General features: G+C 35.5%; 14 protein-coding genes and 1 riboswitch. Of the genes, 11 read left to right on the top strand and 3 right to left on the bottom strand.

Annotation, left to right across the window (positions count from 1 at the left end):
- Positions 1-50: 50 nt before the first annotated feature.
- From F0362_RS26715 to F0362_RS26680, 7 genes are all read left to right on the top strand, one after another.
- On the top strand, positions 51-1,151 hold the full coding sequence (locus F0362_RS26715; RefSeq protein ID WP_000865929.1) for a glycosyltransferase family 4 protein: 1,101 nt from the start codon (positions 51-53) through the stop codon (positions 1,149-1,151).
- A gap of 15 nt (positions 1,152-1,166) precedes the next feature.
- Positions 1,167-1,907: a WecB/TagA/CpsF family glycosyltransferase gene (locus F0362_RS26710; protein ID WP_149890049.1), complete on the top strand. Its 741-nt coding sequence runs from the start codon at positions 1,167-1,169 to the stop codon at positions 1,905-1,907.
- Positions 1,908-2,058: 151 nt separating this feature from the next.
- Positions 2,059-3,258, top strand: coding sequence for an MFS transporter (locus tag F0362_RS26700; RefSeq protein ID WP_000521088.1), 1,200 nt, complete (start codon positions 2,059-2,061; stop codon positions 3,256-3,258).
- 141 nt (positions 3,259-3,399) lie between these two features.
- The gene (locus tag F0362_RS26695) at positions 3,400-4,116 is read left to right on the top strand and encodes a LytR/AlgR family response regulator transcription factor (protein WP_000698261.1); all 717 of its coding nucleotides are present in this window, start codon (positions 3,400-3,402) and stop codon (positions 4,114-4,116) included.
- Positions 4,117-4,238: 122 nt separating this feature from the next.
- Positions 4,239-6,314 carry a carbon starvation protein CstA gene (gene cstA / locus F0362_RS26690; RefSeq protein ID WP_000854304.1) on the top strand — a complete coding sequence of 692 codons (2,076 nt, stop codon included), beginning with the start codon at positions 4,239-4,241 and terminating at the stop codon, positions 6,312-6,314.
- A complete protein-coding gene (locus tag F0362_RS26685; protein WP_000914411.1) occupies positions 6,307-6,510 on the top strand; it encodes a YbdD/YjiX family protein in 204 nt (67 codons plus the stop codon). Before cstA ends, F0362_RS26685 begins: the two co-directional genes overlap by 8 nt.
- Positions 6,511-6,657: 147 nt before the next feature.
- Positions 6,658-7,713: a diguanylate cyclase gene (locus F0362_RS26680; RefSeq protein ID WP_000942913.1), complete on the top strand. Its 1,056-nt coding sequence runs from the start codon at positions 6,658-6,660 to the stop codon at positions 7,711-7,713.
- An 87-nt stretch (positions 7,714-7,800) separates the two neighbouring features.
- Here the strand turns inward: F0362_RS26680 and pdxK are convergent, their stop codons facing one another.
- Entirely contained in the window at positions 7,801-8,625 is an 825-nt protein-coding gene (pdxK, locus tag F0362_RS26675) for a pyridoxine/pyridoxal/pyridoxamine kinase (RefSeq protein ID WP_000174255.1), read from the bottom strand.
- A 134-nt stretch (positions 8,626-8,759) separates the two neighbouring features.
- On the opposite strand from pdxK, the gene F0362_RS26670 reads away from it, so the two are divergent.
- The 3 genes from F0362_RS26670 to F0362_RS26660 all read left to right on the top strand — a co-directional run bounded on the left by F0362_RS26670 (position 8,760) and on the right by F0362_RS26660 (position 11,817).
- The gene (locus tag F0362_RS26670; RefSeq protein ID WP_000488134.1) at positions 8,760-10,331 is read left to right on the top strand and encodes a GAF domain-containing sensor histidine kinase; all 1,572 of its coding nucleotides are present in this window, start codon (positions 8,760-8,762) and stop codon (positions 10,329-10,331) included.
- 20 nt (positions 10,332-10,351) lie between these two features.
- Positions 10,352-10,999, top strand: coding sequence for a response regulator (locus F0362_RS26665; protein ID WP_000695807.1), 648 nt, complete (start codon positions 10,352-10,354; stop codon positions 10,997-10,999).
- 191 nt (positions 11,000-11,190) lie between these two features.
- Complete coding sequence (locus F0362_RS26660) at positions 11,191-11,817, top strand: FMN-dependent NADH-azoreductase (RefSeq protein ID WP_000246728.1); 627 nt, start codon at positions 11,191-11,193, stop codon at positions 11,815-11,817.
- Positions 11,818-11,876: 59 nt separating this feature from the next.
- Here the strand turns inward: F0362_RS26660 and F0362_RS26655 are convergent, their stop codons facing one another.
- The gene (locus F0362_RS26655) at positions 11,877-12,548 is read right to left on the bottom strand and encodes a transcriptional regulator YeiL (protein ID WP_000868705.1); all 672 of its coding nucleotides are present in this window, start codon (positions 12,546-12,548) and stop codon (positions 11,877-11,879) included.
- A gap of 106 nt (positions 12,549-12,654) precedes the next feature.
- Between F0362_RS26655 and F0362_RS26650 the strand changes: the two genes are divergently transcribed.
- Complete coding sequence (locus F0362_RS26650) at positions 12,655-13,350, top strand: YjjG family noncanonical pyrimidine nucleotidase (RefSeq protein ID WP_000760209.1); 696 nt, start codon at positions 12,655-12,657, stop codon at positions 13,348-13,350.
- Positions 13,351-13,393: 43 nt separating this feature from the next.
- Here F0362_RS26650 and F0362_RS26645 read toward each other — a convergent pair whose 3' ends face one another.
- Positions 13,394-14,623 carry a chloride channel protein gene (locus F0362_RS26645; protein ID WP_000185592.1) on the bottom strand — a complete coding sequence of 410 codons (1,230 nt, stop codon included), beginning with the start codon at positions 14,621-14,623 and terminating at the stop codon, positions 13,394-13,396.
- Positions 14,624-14,935: 312 nt separating this feature from the next.
- A riboswitch (SAM riboswitch) is annotated at positions 14,936-15,040 on the top strand.
- Positions 15,041-15,108 lie beyond the last annotated feature (68 nt).

Genomic DNA, 15,108 nt, shown 5'->3' with positions numbered 1-15,108 from the left:
GCTTTTATTTTTGTTATAGTAAATAAAAATAAAAATGGAGGATGTAAGAAATGAAAGTGTTGCATATTAATGCTGGTGCAGAAGAAGGTGGGGGGAAAACACATATTATTTCACTCTTATCTCAGTTTCCACAGAAAGAAGTGGAATTAATGGTATTTGAAGAAGGGGCGATTGCTAGAGAAGCGAGGAACCTTGGTATTCAAGTACATGTTTTTACTCAGTCATCTCGGTACGACCTATCAATTCTTTCAAAAATAAAATCATTTATTAATGAAAATCAATTTGACATTGTGCATACACATGGCGCACGAGCGAATTTCTACCTCTCCCTCTTGAAAAAAGGTATAAAAGCGAAATGGATAATGACCGTTCATAGTGATCCAACCTTAGATTTTATGAAGGGGGGATTAAAAGGATGGGTATTTACGAAATTAAATTTACGTTCTTTCAAGAAGGTAGATTTGTTTTTTGCAATTACGGAAAACTTTAAGGAAAATATAATAAAGCTTGGGGTATCAGAAGAGAAAATTTGTACAATTTATAATGGAATTGAGTATGATAATATTCCAGCAAAGGCTTATGATAAGAGTGAATTTGGTATCGATGAAGGAGTATTTACAGCGATCCAAGTAGCTCGTCTTCATCCTGTTAAAGGACATAGTATTTTATTTGAAGCGTTACAAAAAATTAAAATCCAAAATATAAAGATACTTTTGCTTGGTGATGGACCTATAGAAGCAGAATTAAAAGCGATGGTGAAACAAAAAAATTTAGAGGATAAGGTGGTTTTTCTAGGTTTTCGTACAGATTCAAAAGAATTATATGCATCTGCACACATTAATTTGTTAACTTCTTATAGTGAAAGTTTCCCTCTTGTTTTATTAGAAGCAGCTAATCAACGCTTAACATCTATTGCAACAAATGTGGGGGATATGAGAAAGCTAATAGTTGATGATACATATGGATGGATTGTACCGATTGGTGATGCAGATTCGTTAGCAAAATCATTAGAAAATGCTTATGAAAAGTGGTTGAATGGGGAATTAGAAGAGATGGGAAATCGTTTATATGATTACGCATCTACTCATTTCTCGCTAAAGAATTTGTATGAAGATACTCGTAGTGCATATAAAAAACTTTTATTGAAATAGAGAGGATATTTAATTATGGCAGTACAAACAGTTGATATTCTAGGCGTTCCTTTCTCTACAATGACAATGGATGAAACAGTCCAATATTTAAAGGAACAACTAGAATCGGAGCAAAATGATACCTTTCAGGTAGTAACAGCGAATCCTGAAATTGTTATGTGTGCAAAAAAGGATGAAAAGTTCCATAAAACATTATTACATACAGATTTAATTACACCTGATGGTATTGGGGTTGTAAAAGCAAGTGGTATGCTTGGTACACCTGTAAAAGAGCGTGTAGCAGGTTTTGATTTAATGTGTAATTTGTTTGCGAAGTTATCAGAAGAGAATAAACCAGTATCCGTTTTCTTATTAGGAGCAAAACCACATGTTGTACAAGCTGCAGCGGATCATTTAAAGAAGACATATTCAGCTGTATCTATTGTTGGTACGCAAGATGGGTATTTTAAGCAAGAAGAAGAAGAGAATATCGTTTCTCGTATTCAAGAAGCAAAACCAGATCTACTACTTGTTGCACTTGGTTTCCCAAGACAAGAGAACTTTATCCAAAACAATAAGCATCGTTTAGAAACGAAAATGGCTGTTGGAGTAGGTGGAAGTTTAGACGTATGGGCGGGAGAGGTAAAACGCGCACCAAAGTGGATTCAAGCGATTCATTTAGAGTGGTTTTACAGGTTATGTAGTAATCCAACACGCTGGCGTCGTCAGTTAGTATTAGCGGAATTTTTAAAAGAAGTAATGCGTTCAAAAAAGTAGCGAAATCTCGCTACTTTTTTTTGTTGATTTTTGATAAATATTTTAAATTTTGGGAATGATGAAGGAGAATTTTTTACACGAAAGTATTTTACTTATGTAATTCACACATGTAAAATGATGTGTAAAGACACCTGTGTGAGGAGGACTTCTTGTGGGCAAGGTAAAAGAAATTTCGAAGCGAAAGCTACTTGGCATAGCGGGGCTTGGATGGCTATTTGATGCAATGGATGTTGGAATGCTTTCATTTGTAATGGTGGCACTCCAAAAAGATTGGGGATTAAGTACGCAAGAAATGGGATGGATAGGTAGTATTAATTCAATTGGTATGGCAGTAGGAGCGCTCCTTTTTGGGATACTATCGGATAAAATAGGCCGAAAATCAGTCTTTATTATTACATTATTACTATTTTCTATCGGTAGTGGTTTAACTGCTTTAACGACGACACTCGCGATGTTCCTCGTTTTAAGATTTTTAATTGGTATGGGGCTTGGCGGTGAGCTTCCGGTTGCCTCTACACTAGTATCAGAGAGTGTTGAAGCACATGAACGAGGTAAAATAGTTGTGCTATTAGAAAGTTTTTGGGCAGGTGGCTGGCTAATTGCAGCTCTTATCTCATATTTCGTTATTCCGAAATATGGTTGGGAAGTTGCGATGGTGTTGAGTGCGGTTCCGGCACTATATGCTTTATATTTAAGATGGAATTTACCAGATTCTCCGAGATTTGAAAGGGTCGAGAAAAGACCGTCTGTTATCGAAAATATAAAGTCAGTTTGGTCTGGAGAATATCGTAAAGCTACAATTATGTTATGGATTTTATGGTTTTGTGTTGTCTTTTCCTATTATGGAATGTTCCTTTGGTTACCTAGTGTAATGGTATTAAAAGGATTTAGTTTAATAAAAAGTTTCCAGTACGTACTTATTATGACATTAGCTCAACTTCCAGGGTATTTCACAGCCGCTTGGTTTATTGAACGTCTTGGGCGAAAGTTTGTTTTAGTTACGTATTTAATCGGTACAGCGTGCAGTGCCTACTTGTTTGGAGTTGCAGATTCATTAACAGTTTTAATCGTGGCAGGCATGTTACTATCCTTCTTTAATTTAGGTGCCTGGGGGGCATTATACGCTTATACACCTGAACAGTATCCGACAGCTATTCGTGGTACAGGTGCAGGAATGGCGGCCGCATTTGGCCGTATTGGTGGTATTATTGGCCCGTTATTAGTAGGCTATTTAGTTGCTGCACAAGCTTCACTTTCGCTAATATTTACGATCTTCTGTGGATCAATTTTAATTGGAGCATTTGCTGTAGTTATACTTGGGCAAGAAACGAAGCAACGAGAATTAGCGTAAAAGGAAAGGGGGGACCGAGGTGGTTTCCTTTTTTCTGTTTTTTTAGATAAATAATGGTATAGTAAGAAAAAGGGATTGTTTCTTATTAAAGAGAATGTATACAACAGGACATACGGACAAAGGAATTAGGTGGTTGGATAAATGAAAATTTTACTTATCATGGAAGAGGCAGAAGAGCGAAGGAAATTAGTTGAGAACTTTACTGAGAATATTCGAAATATAGAATGTTTTGAAGCGAATACAGGAACAGAATCTTTGTTAATAATGAAAAAACATACACCAGATTTTGTTTTTTTAAGTTCGCAATTAATAGATGGTACTGGTTTTGAATATGCGAGTTTATTACGAGAAGTAAATTGCTATACGAAATTTATTTTTATGGGTGAGGATATAGAAGAATCCATTACAGCATTTCGTTTTCAAGCATTTTATTATTTATTACGACCATTTCGTGAAGAAGATTTACAATTTCTTTTATATAGAATGGGTAAAGAGCAAGGAGAGAGAGCAAAGAGTTATTTGCGAAAACTACCGATAGAAGGTCAAGAGGGAATTAGATATGTTTTCCCAGAAGATATTGTATATGTGAGTAAAAATAAGGAGAATAAGACGGTTTCAATTTATACAACAAATAATCAGTATATTTCAACATATACACTTCAGGAATTGGAAAATAAACTAAATGTATATGATTTTTTACGTGTGCATAAAAGCTATTTAATTAATATGTCATATGTACAAGAACTGAAACCATATTATAACGGCACGTATAATTTATATTTAGACAGGTATGATGAGCAACCGATTCCAGTCAGCCGTAATTATGTAAAGCGCCTTCGAAATAAAATTGAATTATAGTAGGTAATGAGAGTATTTTAACATGATAAACTAAAAATCCTTCATGATAAGGAGGATTCAACTTAAATATTCAGAAAATTTAGTACAATCTCCACTAAGAAGTAGTATTGGGGGGATTGTATGTGAAGACGTTGAAGTCGATTTTACTTTGGGGGGTTATTACGGCAGTAGGAGCAGGTGCTTTTGGTGTAATAGCTTTATCACAAGGTGAAACTATTAATGCTGTGTGGCTCTTAGTAGCTGCAGTATGTGTGTATGCAGTTGCTTATCGATTTTATAGTAGATTTATAGCGAGAAAGGTTTTTGATTTAGATAATAATCGGCAAACGCCAGCCCATACATTGAATGATGGAAAAGATTATGTGCCGACAAATAAGTGGGTATTATTCGGGCATCACTTTGCAGCAATTGCTGGGGCAGGGCCTTTAGTAGGACCTATTTTGGCAGCACAGATGGGATATTTACCAGGGACAATTTGGATTATTGTCGGGGTAGTGGTCGCTGGAGCTGTACAAGATTTTGTAATTTTATTTGCTTCGATGAGACGTAATGGTAAATCGTTAGGTGAAATGATTAAAGATGAGATAGGCCCTGTGACTGGGCTCATTGCCATGATAGGTATTTTAGGCATTATGATTATTTTATTAGCAGTATTAGCATTAGTTGTAGTAAAGGCACTTATCGGAAGCCCTTGGGGAATGTTTACGATAGCGGCAACGATTCCTATCGCTATTTTAATGGGAGTATACATGCGCTACATTAGACCTGGCCGGGTTGGTGAAGGATCGGTAATTGGTATTATTCTACTTATTCTATCTCTTATTGGAGGTCAGTATGTAGCTGAAAACCCAACGCTTGCAAGTATGTTTACGTTTAGTGGTGAAACAATTGCTATTATGCTTATCGTATATGGATTTATTGCATCGGCATTACCAGTTTGGATGCTTTTGGCACCGCGTGATTATTTAAGTACATTTTTAAAAGTAGGGACAATTGTTGGATTGGCAATCGGTATTTTAATTGTAGCACCAGATTTACAAATGCCAGCAGTTTCAAAATTTATCGATGGAACAGGCCCTGTTTTCTCAGGTAACTTATTCCCGTTCTTATTTATTACGATTGCCTGTGGGGCGGTGTCTGGATTCCATGCGCTTGTTTCATCTGGTACGACGCCAAAAATGATTGAGCAAGAGGGGCATGCACAGCCAATCGGTTATGGAGCAATGTTGATGGAGTCGTTTGTAGCAGCGATGGCTATGATTGCGGCTTGTGTATTAACACCAGGAACTTATTTTGCAATTAACAGTCCGGCAGCACTTATCGGTACGGATGTATCTCAGGCGGCCCAAGTTATTTCTTCATGGGGATTTGCTATTACACCAAATGAATTAAAAGATCTTGCTGTAAACGTTGGAGAACAAACGATTTTATCACGTACAGGTGGCGCACCAACGTTAGCGATAGGTATGGCATATATTTTCTCACAAGTAATAGGTGGGACCGCAATGATGGCATTTTGGTATCATTTTGCCATTCTTTTTGAAGCACTATTTATTTTAACAACGATTGATGCAGGAACGCGTGTCGGTCGCTTTATGATTCAAGATATTTTAGGACATGTATATAAGCCGTTTGCGAAAACAGATTCTACATTAGCGAATGTAATAGCTACAACGTTATGTGTATTAGGTTGGGGATATTTCTTATACCAAGGAGTAATAGATCCACTTGGTGGAATTAATACATTATGGCCATTGTTCGGTATTGCAAACCAAATGTTAGCGGGTATTGCATTATTACTTGGGACGACAATTTTATTCAAAATGGGGAAAAAGGTGTATGTTTGGGTGACACTTATCCCGACTGTCGGATTGTTAATTGTAACAATGACAGCTGGTTATCAAAAGCTATTTCATGAAAATCCAAAAATAGGATTTCTATCTCATGCAAAGGTGTTTCAGGGAGCATTAGATGAGGGGAAAGTGTTAGCTCCAGCTAAAAATGTCGCTCAAATGAAACAAATTATTTTCAATGATTATATCGATGCTGCACTTTGTGGAATTTTTATGATAGTTGTAATCGCCGTATTAATTTCTGCAATTCGAATTTGGATTCAAGTATTAAGAAATAAGCCGATGCCGTTAAAAGAGGCACCATATATTCCTAGGGATGAAAGTGAGTCGAGGAATTATGCTTAAAAAACTACGGCAAGTATGGGGTAAAAGGAAACAGTTTATTAGTTTACTTGTAGGGGTACCAAGTTATGAAGCATATGTGGAGCATATGAAAAAGCATCATCCAGAAGAAGAGATTGTATGTCAGAAGCAATTTTTCGCTGAGGCGCAAGAAGCTAGATTTAATGCGAAAGGCGGCAAGATATCACGTTGTTGTTAATAAAAAAGGGACGAATCTTCGTCCTTTTTTATTTTTTGCTGTTTCACGTGGAACAGCAAAAATAAATAAAAAGCTTTGGGAATTATAGGGAGTTCGTATACAATAAAGTAAGGAAAGGGATAGACGAAAAAGTAGGGAGATTATTTTATGTTAAGGGATTTATTTGTAAACACAACAATCATTCTTTCCTTTATCTTTATTGGAGGTCAGCTTTTAAGAGATAGTCCATTAAAAGAAGGATTCTCTTTCTGGCAGAAATGTGTAGTAGGTATTTTTACTGGAATATTAGGTATATTACTAATGCATTTTGGTGTACATATTGAAGATATTATGTTGGATCTACGCTATCTAGCTGTTATTTTAGCAATTATAGTTGGAGGCCCGATAGCTAGTAGTATAACAGTTATTATGATTTTAATTACAAGGATAGTTTTTACTGAGTACTCTTTAGCCTCTGAATTGGCTTGCTATACAATTGTATTAAGTGGAATTGGTGTTATCTTTATTGCAAGAATGCAAATTTCCATTATGTTAAAGTTGATATGGTTACACGTATACTGCCTTTCTATTTTAGTAGTACCGATGTATATATTATTTAACGATATATCTGTAGTTGTACTGTATTTAATTTCAAGTATTACTACAGGCTACATAACATTCGTAAGTGCAAACTATGTTTTACAATCCAATGAGCTATTTCAAACGATGAAGCAATACGCAACGATAGACGCATTGACAGGTTTAGGAAACGTAAGGCAGTTTGATCTAGAGATGAATCATCATATTGGTAATAAACACATGGAAAATGATTCACTTTGTTTACTACTTATAGATACTGATCACTTTAAGTATGTAAATGATACGTATGGGCATCCTGCAGGAGACGAAGTGTTAAAACAAATAGGGTGTATTTTAAGAGGGATTTCAACATTTCCGGATTTGGTTTTTCGAAAGGGTGGAGAGGAATTTGCACTTTTGATACCGCAGAGGGGACTATCTTATGGTATTCATCTTGGGGAACAAATCCGTATAGCTGTTGAAAAACATTCATTTCAATTGTTAGATGGAACGAAAATAAAAATCACAGTGTCGGTAGGGATTTCAGAGTATAAAGGATCACAGGAACAGCTTATTCAAGCGGCTGATGACGCGTTATATTACTCAAAAAGAAATGGTAGAAATCAGGTCAATTCTGCATCTTAAAGGTAAGATGACCAGAAGATGTAAAGTTTATTAAAAAAACACCCACAGAGGGAACGTATTAGCTCTGCGGGTGTTTTTATTTATACGCTAGACAAGCTCTTTCGGTGCAACGAATTTACGATATGCACCATGATGAGTTGGTCCTACGTATTCGTTAATCTTGAATGAGTAACGAATAGCAGCTGTGATAAATTCTTTAGCAGTTTTTACTGCTTCTTTCACAGATTTTCCTTTTGCAAGTTCTGCTGTAATTGCAGCAGAATATGTACAACCAGCGCCGTGTGTGTTTGTAGTATCAATTTTTTCTGATTCTAGAAGATCGAATGTTTCTCCGTCATATAGGACGTCGATTGCAGTTTCTGTACCTAGTTTACTACCGCCTTTAATTAGGACGTATTTAGCACCTAAAGCGTGGATTTTCTTCGCTGCTTCTTTCATGTCCTCAAGGGAATTAATTTTCACGCCGCTTAATTGGTAAGCCTCAAATAAGTTTGGTGTTACAACTAATGCTTTTGGAACTAAAACGTCACGTAAGCAATCATTCGTTTCAGGATGTAATGCTTCATCTGCGCCTTTACATACCATAACAGGATCAACTACTACGTTTTTGAAATTATGCTTTTCAATTGTTTCTGCAACCATTTCAATAATTTCTACTGATCCAAGCATACCCGTTTTTAAAGCATCTACGCCAACACCTTCAATTGTTGTTTCTAATTGTGGTTTTAATGTAGAAGCTGGGATTGGGAATACGTTATGTGCCCAACCGTTATGTGGATCCATCGTTACGATCGTCGTAAGAGATGTCATTCCATATACGCCAAGTTCTTGGAATGTTTTTAAATCTGCTTGTATACCAGCACCGCCACTTGTATCAGAACCAGCGATAGTAAGTGCTTTATTTAATGTCATTATGAAATCCCCCTCAAGTGATATAATGAAAACTATGTTTTCACCATTATATCAATGTTACGAATAAGTACAAAGTGAAAAGTAGATGATTTACTTTAGAGGCGATTTAAAATCTTGTATGTAGGAGATTGAGCATGTTTCGAGATAATCGTACAAATGAATTAGTTATATTAAAAGAAATTGCAGAAACACTAAATACATCAAATGATACATATCATGTATTGCAAGCGGTGCTAGAAAAATTGCTAAGTGTAACAGGTTTGACGACAGGATGGATCTTTCTTGCGGATGAAAATGGGAAGTATACGAAGTTGATCGATTACCAGTTACCAGAGGCACTGACATATGAAAACAAACGCCCGATGTGTGAAGGTGAATGTTGGTGTTTACGTGGATTTGTAGATGGGAAATTAGAACGAGCTGTTAACATTATTGAATGTAAAAGAATTAATAATGCAATTGAATACAATTGGGGAGATACAGAAGGAATTCTTCATCATGCTACAGTTCCTTTAAAAGCAGGAGGAGAAAAGTTTGGCTTATTAAATGTAGCGAGTCCAGGTAAAACACATTTTTCAGAAGAAGAATTAGTATTGCTCCAATCCGTTGCTTTCCAAATTGGGACGGCTTTAAAACGAACGAAATTATATGAAAATGAAAAACGAAGAGCACATTATTATGTGAAATTGGAACGTTTTATTCAAGATTTAAAAACAATTCATAGGTTTAATGTATTACCTGAAAAAGTTGTAAATCACGTAGGTGAAGTATTTCAATGGAATCAAGTGGCGTTTTTTATTAGAGAAGAAAAAGAATTATCTTTGCGAGCGTCTTTTAGTCAGGAAGAGTTACAAGAAGATGTAAAAGAAGCGGCAAAGAAGGCGCTAGTAAAAGGTGAATCGGTTCTTTTAAAACGTCAAATTGGTCATAATGTACATCTAAATGGAGCTGTTATTGCTACGCCAATACATATTCAAAGCCATGTATTTGGTGTTTTATGTGTAAGTTTAAATAATGGAGAATTTGATGTGAATACAATAGATGTAATCCAAGCGCTATCGAATCATATTTCGTTAATAATAGAGAATTTAAGATTAAACGAGCAGCGTCGTGAACTTGTACGAATGGAAGAAAGAAATCGATTAGCAAGAGATTTACATGATTCTGTTTCACAGAAATTATTTTCATTAACCTTTATGACAAAAGGTGCTGAGGCAGTTTTAAAAGGTCAAAACGAAAAAGTGGATCGATCTTTGCATGACATGCGTGAACTAGCGCAAGGGGCATTAAAAGAAATGAGGACATTAATTTGGCAGCTTCGTCCGGCAGGATTAGAAAAAGGATTATTACCTGCTCTAAAGCAGTACGGTGAAAACTTAGGATTGAAAATTAGGGAGCAAGTTACCGGTGTTCGTGACTTACCTCGTGTGGTAGAAGAGGCATTATGGCGCATTGGACAAGAAGCGTTAAACAATGTAAGTAAGCATGCAGGTGTAAAAGAAGCGACGGTTTATTTTACAGTGACTGAGAAAAATGTATCATTAGAAATAGTTGATCAAGGAAATGGCTTTGTAGAAAAAGATATAAAAGAGAAAAAATCACTCGGTATGACTACGATGCGTGAAAGAGTAGAATTAGTTAGTGGAACAATTAAAGTTGTAAGTAGCAAGAAACGAACGAGCGTAAAAGTAAATGTACCATTATGATGTGAAAATGAGGGAAGTTTGTGAAAATAAAAGTATTGTTAGTTGATGATCATACAGTCGTTTTAAAAGGGTTAGCATTTTTCTTGAGTACACAGGAAGATTTAGAGTTAGTTGGAGAAGCAAATAATGGGAAAGAAGCATTAGTGAAAGTAGGAGAAACAAATCCTGATGTTGTACTAATGGATTTATATATGCCTGAAATGGATGGCGTTGAGGCGACAGCTTGTATAAAAAATGAATATCCAGATGTGAAAGTAATCGTATTAACTAGCTTTTCTGATCAGGCACATGTTTTACCGGCATTAAAAGCAGGAGCAAGTGGTTATATTTTAAAAGATGTAGAACCGGATCAACTTGTTGAAGCTATTAGAAGCGCATATAAAGGTAATATTCAATTACATCCCGATATTGCGAGCGCCCTTATCTCTCAAACATTGCCTCAAGAAGAGAGAGCAGAGGAACATTTCGTTCATGTAGATGTATTGACAGCAAGAGAAAACGAAGTGTTACAACTATTAGCAAAAGGGATGAGCAATAAAGAAATTGCCTCTGTTTTAGTTATTACAGAAAAAACGGTTAAAGCACATGTAAGTAGTATTTTGAGTAAATTAAACTTATCTGATCGCACGCAGGCAGCATTATATGCAGTGAAAAATGGGATTGTATAAGACGAAAGTCGTAAGACCTAGTTCGCCTTTAGGAGGTGGACTTTTTTTATGGAAAAATACGTCTATGTGAGGACGAAATTGTCTTGATATAAAGATAAAATATGTTTGTAAGCAACAAAACAACAATTACAAGGGATACCTTTTTTAAAAACATATAACAACGTAAGAGTGAGTATTAGGAGGAAGAAATAATGGCAACAGTTTTATTCGTAAAAGCAAACAATCGTCCAGCGGAACAAGCAGTTAGTGTGAAATTATATGAGGCATTTTTAGCAAACTATAAAGAAGCACATCCAAATGATACAGTAGTAGAACTTGATTTATATAAAGAAGAATTACCATATGTAGGCGTAGACATGATTAATGGTACATTCAAAGCAGGTAAAGGATTTGATTTAACGGAAGAGGAAGCAAAGGCAGTAGCAGTTGCTGATAAGTACTTAAATCAATTTTTAGAAGCTGATAAAGTTGTTTTCGGTTTCCCATTATGGAACTTAACGATTCCAGCAGTATTGCACACGTATATTGATTATTTAAACCGTGCTGGTAAAACGTTTAAATATACACCAGAAGGTCCAGTTGGACTTATTGGAGATAAAAAAATCGCATTATTAAACGCACGCGGTGGCGTATATTCTGAAGGTCCAGCGACTGAAGTAGAAATGGCTGTTAAATATGTAGCAAGTATGATGGGCTTCTTCGGTGCAACAAACATGGAAACAGTGGTTATTGAAGGACATAACCAATTCCCAGATAAAGCAGAAGAAATCATTACTGCGGGTCTTGAAGAAGCAGCTAAAGTAGCAAGCAAATTTTAATTGAAATTATAATCGCCACTCAAAGAAACAGCATTAACATAAACGTTAATGCTGTTTCTTTATATTTTTAACTCATCAGCAAGTTTTTCTAATTGACTTCGATCTTGTATATAATATGTTCGGCCTTCTTTTTTTAAATAATTTTGCTGGCAAAACTGGTTTAATACGTATAAAAGGTGACGATAACTGACGTTTAAGTATTCTGAGGCTTCGGTATGTTTTTCGGTATAGCAATTATTTTGTTCTGTTAATAGAATAAACGCCGCTAATCGATTTTCGAACGGATAACTATTGTTTTTTGCATAACTTTCTGTTCGGGCAATTGTTTTTTCGCCAATGAATTTGCATAGTTTCTGTAAAAAGGTAGCATCTTGCAATAAAAGATGCTGACAATCTTTAAGAGGAAGTGCTAAGCAAATACAATCATCGATTACCTCAACTGCTTTAGTAAAGGATTCTACACCAATTAATCCTAATTCTCCAATGAACGAAGGTGCTTGAATAAAGTTAATTAATGAAACCTTTCCGTTTTTGTGACTCATATATATTTTTGCTTTCCCAGAAATTAAATAATAAAGATAAGGGAAATCAACCCCTTCAGTACATATCTTTTCTTTCTTTTGAAAGGAATGTAGCTCAGCATACGGTAAGACATCAAAAGAAAAAAGAGTGTGGAGATTGTAAGTTTGCATGTAATGAGAAATTTCTTCGTTGTTTTTGCTGACTTTCATATTTTCACCTCATATTTAGTATGAGATATCGCCTATTATTTTTACAAGAAAGAATGATACGATTTACTTAAATTTGTTTTTGTAGAAAAGAGAGTGTGAGGGGTTTATGAAAAAATATAAAACATTGTTGTTTGATGTAGATGATACACTGTTAGATTTCCAGAAGACGGAGAAAGTGGCATTACGTATGCTTTTTGAGGAGAAAGGGATTCCTCTAACTAGTGAGGTTGAAGCGCGTTATAAAAAAGTTAATAAAGGTCTTTGGGATGTTTTTGAAAAAGGCGAAATCAACCGCGATGAAGTTGTAAATACACGGTTTTCCATTTTATTCAAAGAGTACGGGGAAGAAGTAGATGGGATATTATTCGAAAATAATTACCGTAGCTACTTAGAAGAAGGAAATCAACTCATACAAGGTGCATTTGAATTTATAAATCAAATTCAAAATGAGTATGATTTATATATAGTGACAAACGGCGTTTCTAAGACGCAAGATAAACGTTTACGCAATGCAGGGTTACATTCATTGTTTAAAGGTATTTTTGTTTCTGAAGATACAGGTTTTCAAAAGCCGATGAAAGAGTATTTTGATTATGTTTTTGAACGGATTCCTAACTTTGCTTCTGAGGAAGGGCTTATTATTGGGGATTCATTAAGCGCCGATATTAAAGGTGGATATGTAGCGGGAATTGATACTTGTTGGTTTAATCCAGAAAAGAAATTAAATGATAGCGAGATTGTGCCAACATATGAAGTGCATAGTTTTGAAGATTTATACGCTCTATTGAAGCGGCATGTGTAACAAAAATAGGCAGTGGAATTTTTGTCCCTACTGCCTACTTTTATTAATTTGTAGTTTCGTTCCGTTTAGGAAGCGGAAATGCATTACCAATCGCTGCTGCCCCGAGCATTGGTAATAGTAAATTAAGCGGGAAAAACATAAGTAATAGCAAAGTTATAGCTATTGGCTTTCGTAACGCATAGCTCGAAATCGCTGTCGTTACGATGGCCACAGATGCTACTGGATCTATAGGAAGAATAGAAGCTATAGCGTATCCAATACTTGACCCTGAAAATATAATTGGGAAAATATGTCCACCACGCCACCCCGTATTTAAACAAACGGCAGTAATGCATAGCTTTAAAACTCCTGAAAGAAGTAGTATCCAAAAGGATAAATGCCCCCATTCAACAACTAATTCTTTTAATTGATGTTCCCCTGAAAATAATGTGTACGGAAGAAAAGTGCCTACAATTCCTAATAAAATACCACCGATAATTCCAAGTGTAATTTTGTACTTTGTAAAAGGATGAATTAACTTCTCTAATATGAATTCTAATTTGAAGTAAAAGAAACCAATTATAGCACCAATACTAGCAAGCGGGAGAAATGCGATCCATTCATTGAAAGAAAGTGAACCTTCTCCAAAATCAACAATAAAGGATCCTCGATTATCGAGTTTACTCAGTAGTAAATAAACAGAAAAACCTGCAAAAGTAGTAGTTAAGTATACTATTGCTTTTTTTCCTTTAGAAAATTCGTTAATTTGCTCACTCTCATTTTCATTTGGGGCCAAGTAACCGAATAATGGTGCATTAAAAATGACACTTAAAGTAGCACCAATTCCAACCTCTGTTAGTTCATTCATTCCCTTTAAAGCAAATTTAAAGCGATCACCAACCCATGTGCAAAGTCCGCCAATAATTCCAACAAGTGCGGCTTCTGGACCGAGACTAGCCCCAAATATTAAGACAATAATCGCAGTTAAAGTAGCTTGATGGACAAAACGGTATTCAATCCTACCTGTTTTTTTATATTCATCCATAACCTCTGGCATAAGACGTGGATATGTACCAAAGTATTTTTGTGATAAACCAACAAGAATCCCGCCGATTGTGGTTACGCAAAGGGTGTAATAAGGGGGGGAAGAGAAAACGCTAGGTAAATAACCCCAAATAAAATGGATCCCGATATTTATCGTAACTAAAAATAGCCAGACTGTAGCGCCTACTATGGATCCTAGAAGAATGCCATATAAGACGATTATATAATGCATGTCTTTTGTATTTGTCATGTTATACCTCCGTTATGCAAGTTTTAGTAGGAAAAGGTTGCAGATGTTAGTGTGAAATGGATTGAATATGTATAGTATCTTTTTGAGAGGATTGCTTATTCAACATGTAGGGCGATTTTTTGAATTTATAGTTTAAGTTACTTATTTAATTTTATAGATTGATTTGAGTTTTTTAAAGGTCTTTTTTGAAATAGAATGGAATATATTTCTTTTGTTGCTTTCTATAAAAACTGTTAACGTTTATTTTAGAACATTCGGAAAAATCGATTGACATTAGGAAATTATTGCTATAAAATCAACGGTAATTGCATAGTCTTATCAAGAAAAGGTGGAGGGACAGGCCCGATGAAACCTTGGCAACAGCCGTATAACGGAATTGTGCCAAATCCTGCAGGTAATAATCCTGAGAGATAAGAAAGAGCCTTTAGAGCGTGTTTTCAAACTGCTCCTTTCTTATTTTCAGGAAAGGGGCAGTTTTTTATTTT

This window comes from Bacillus sp. BS98, from assembly GCF_008432245.1.
In the GTDB taxonomy this organism is placed as follows: Bacteria; Bacillota; Bacilli; order Bacillales; family Bacillaceae_G; genus Bacillus_A; species Bacillus_A toyonensis.
Note: the sequence above shows the minus strand (reverse complement) of the source record. Positions and strands in the feature narration are given on the sequence as shown.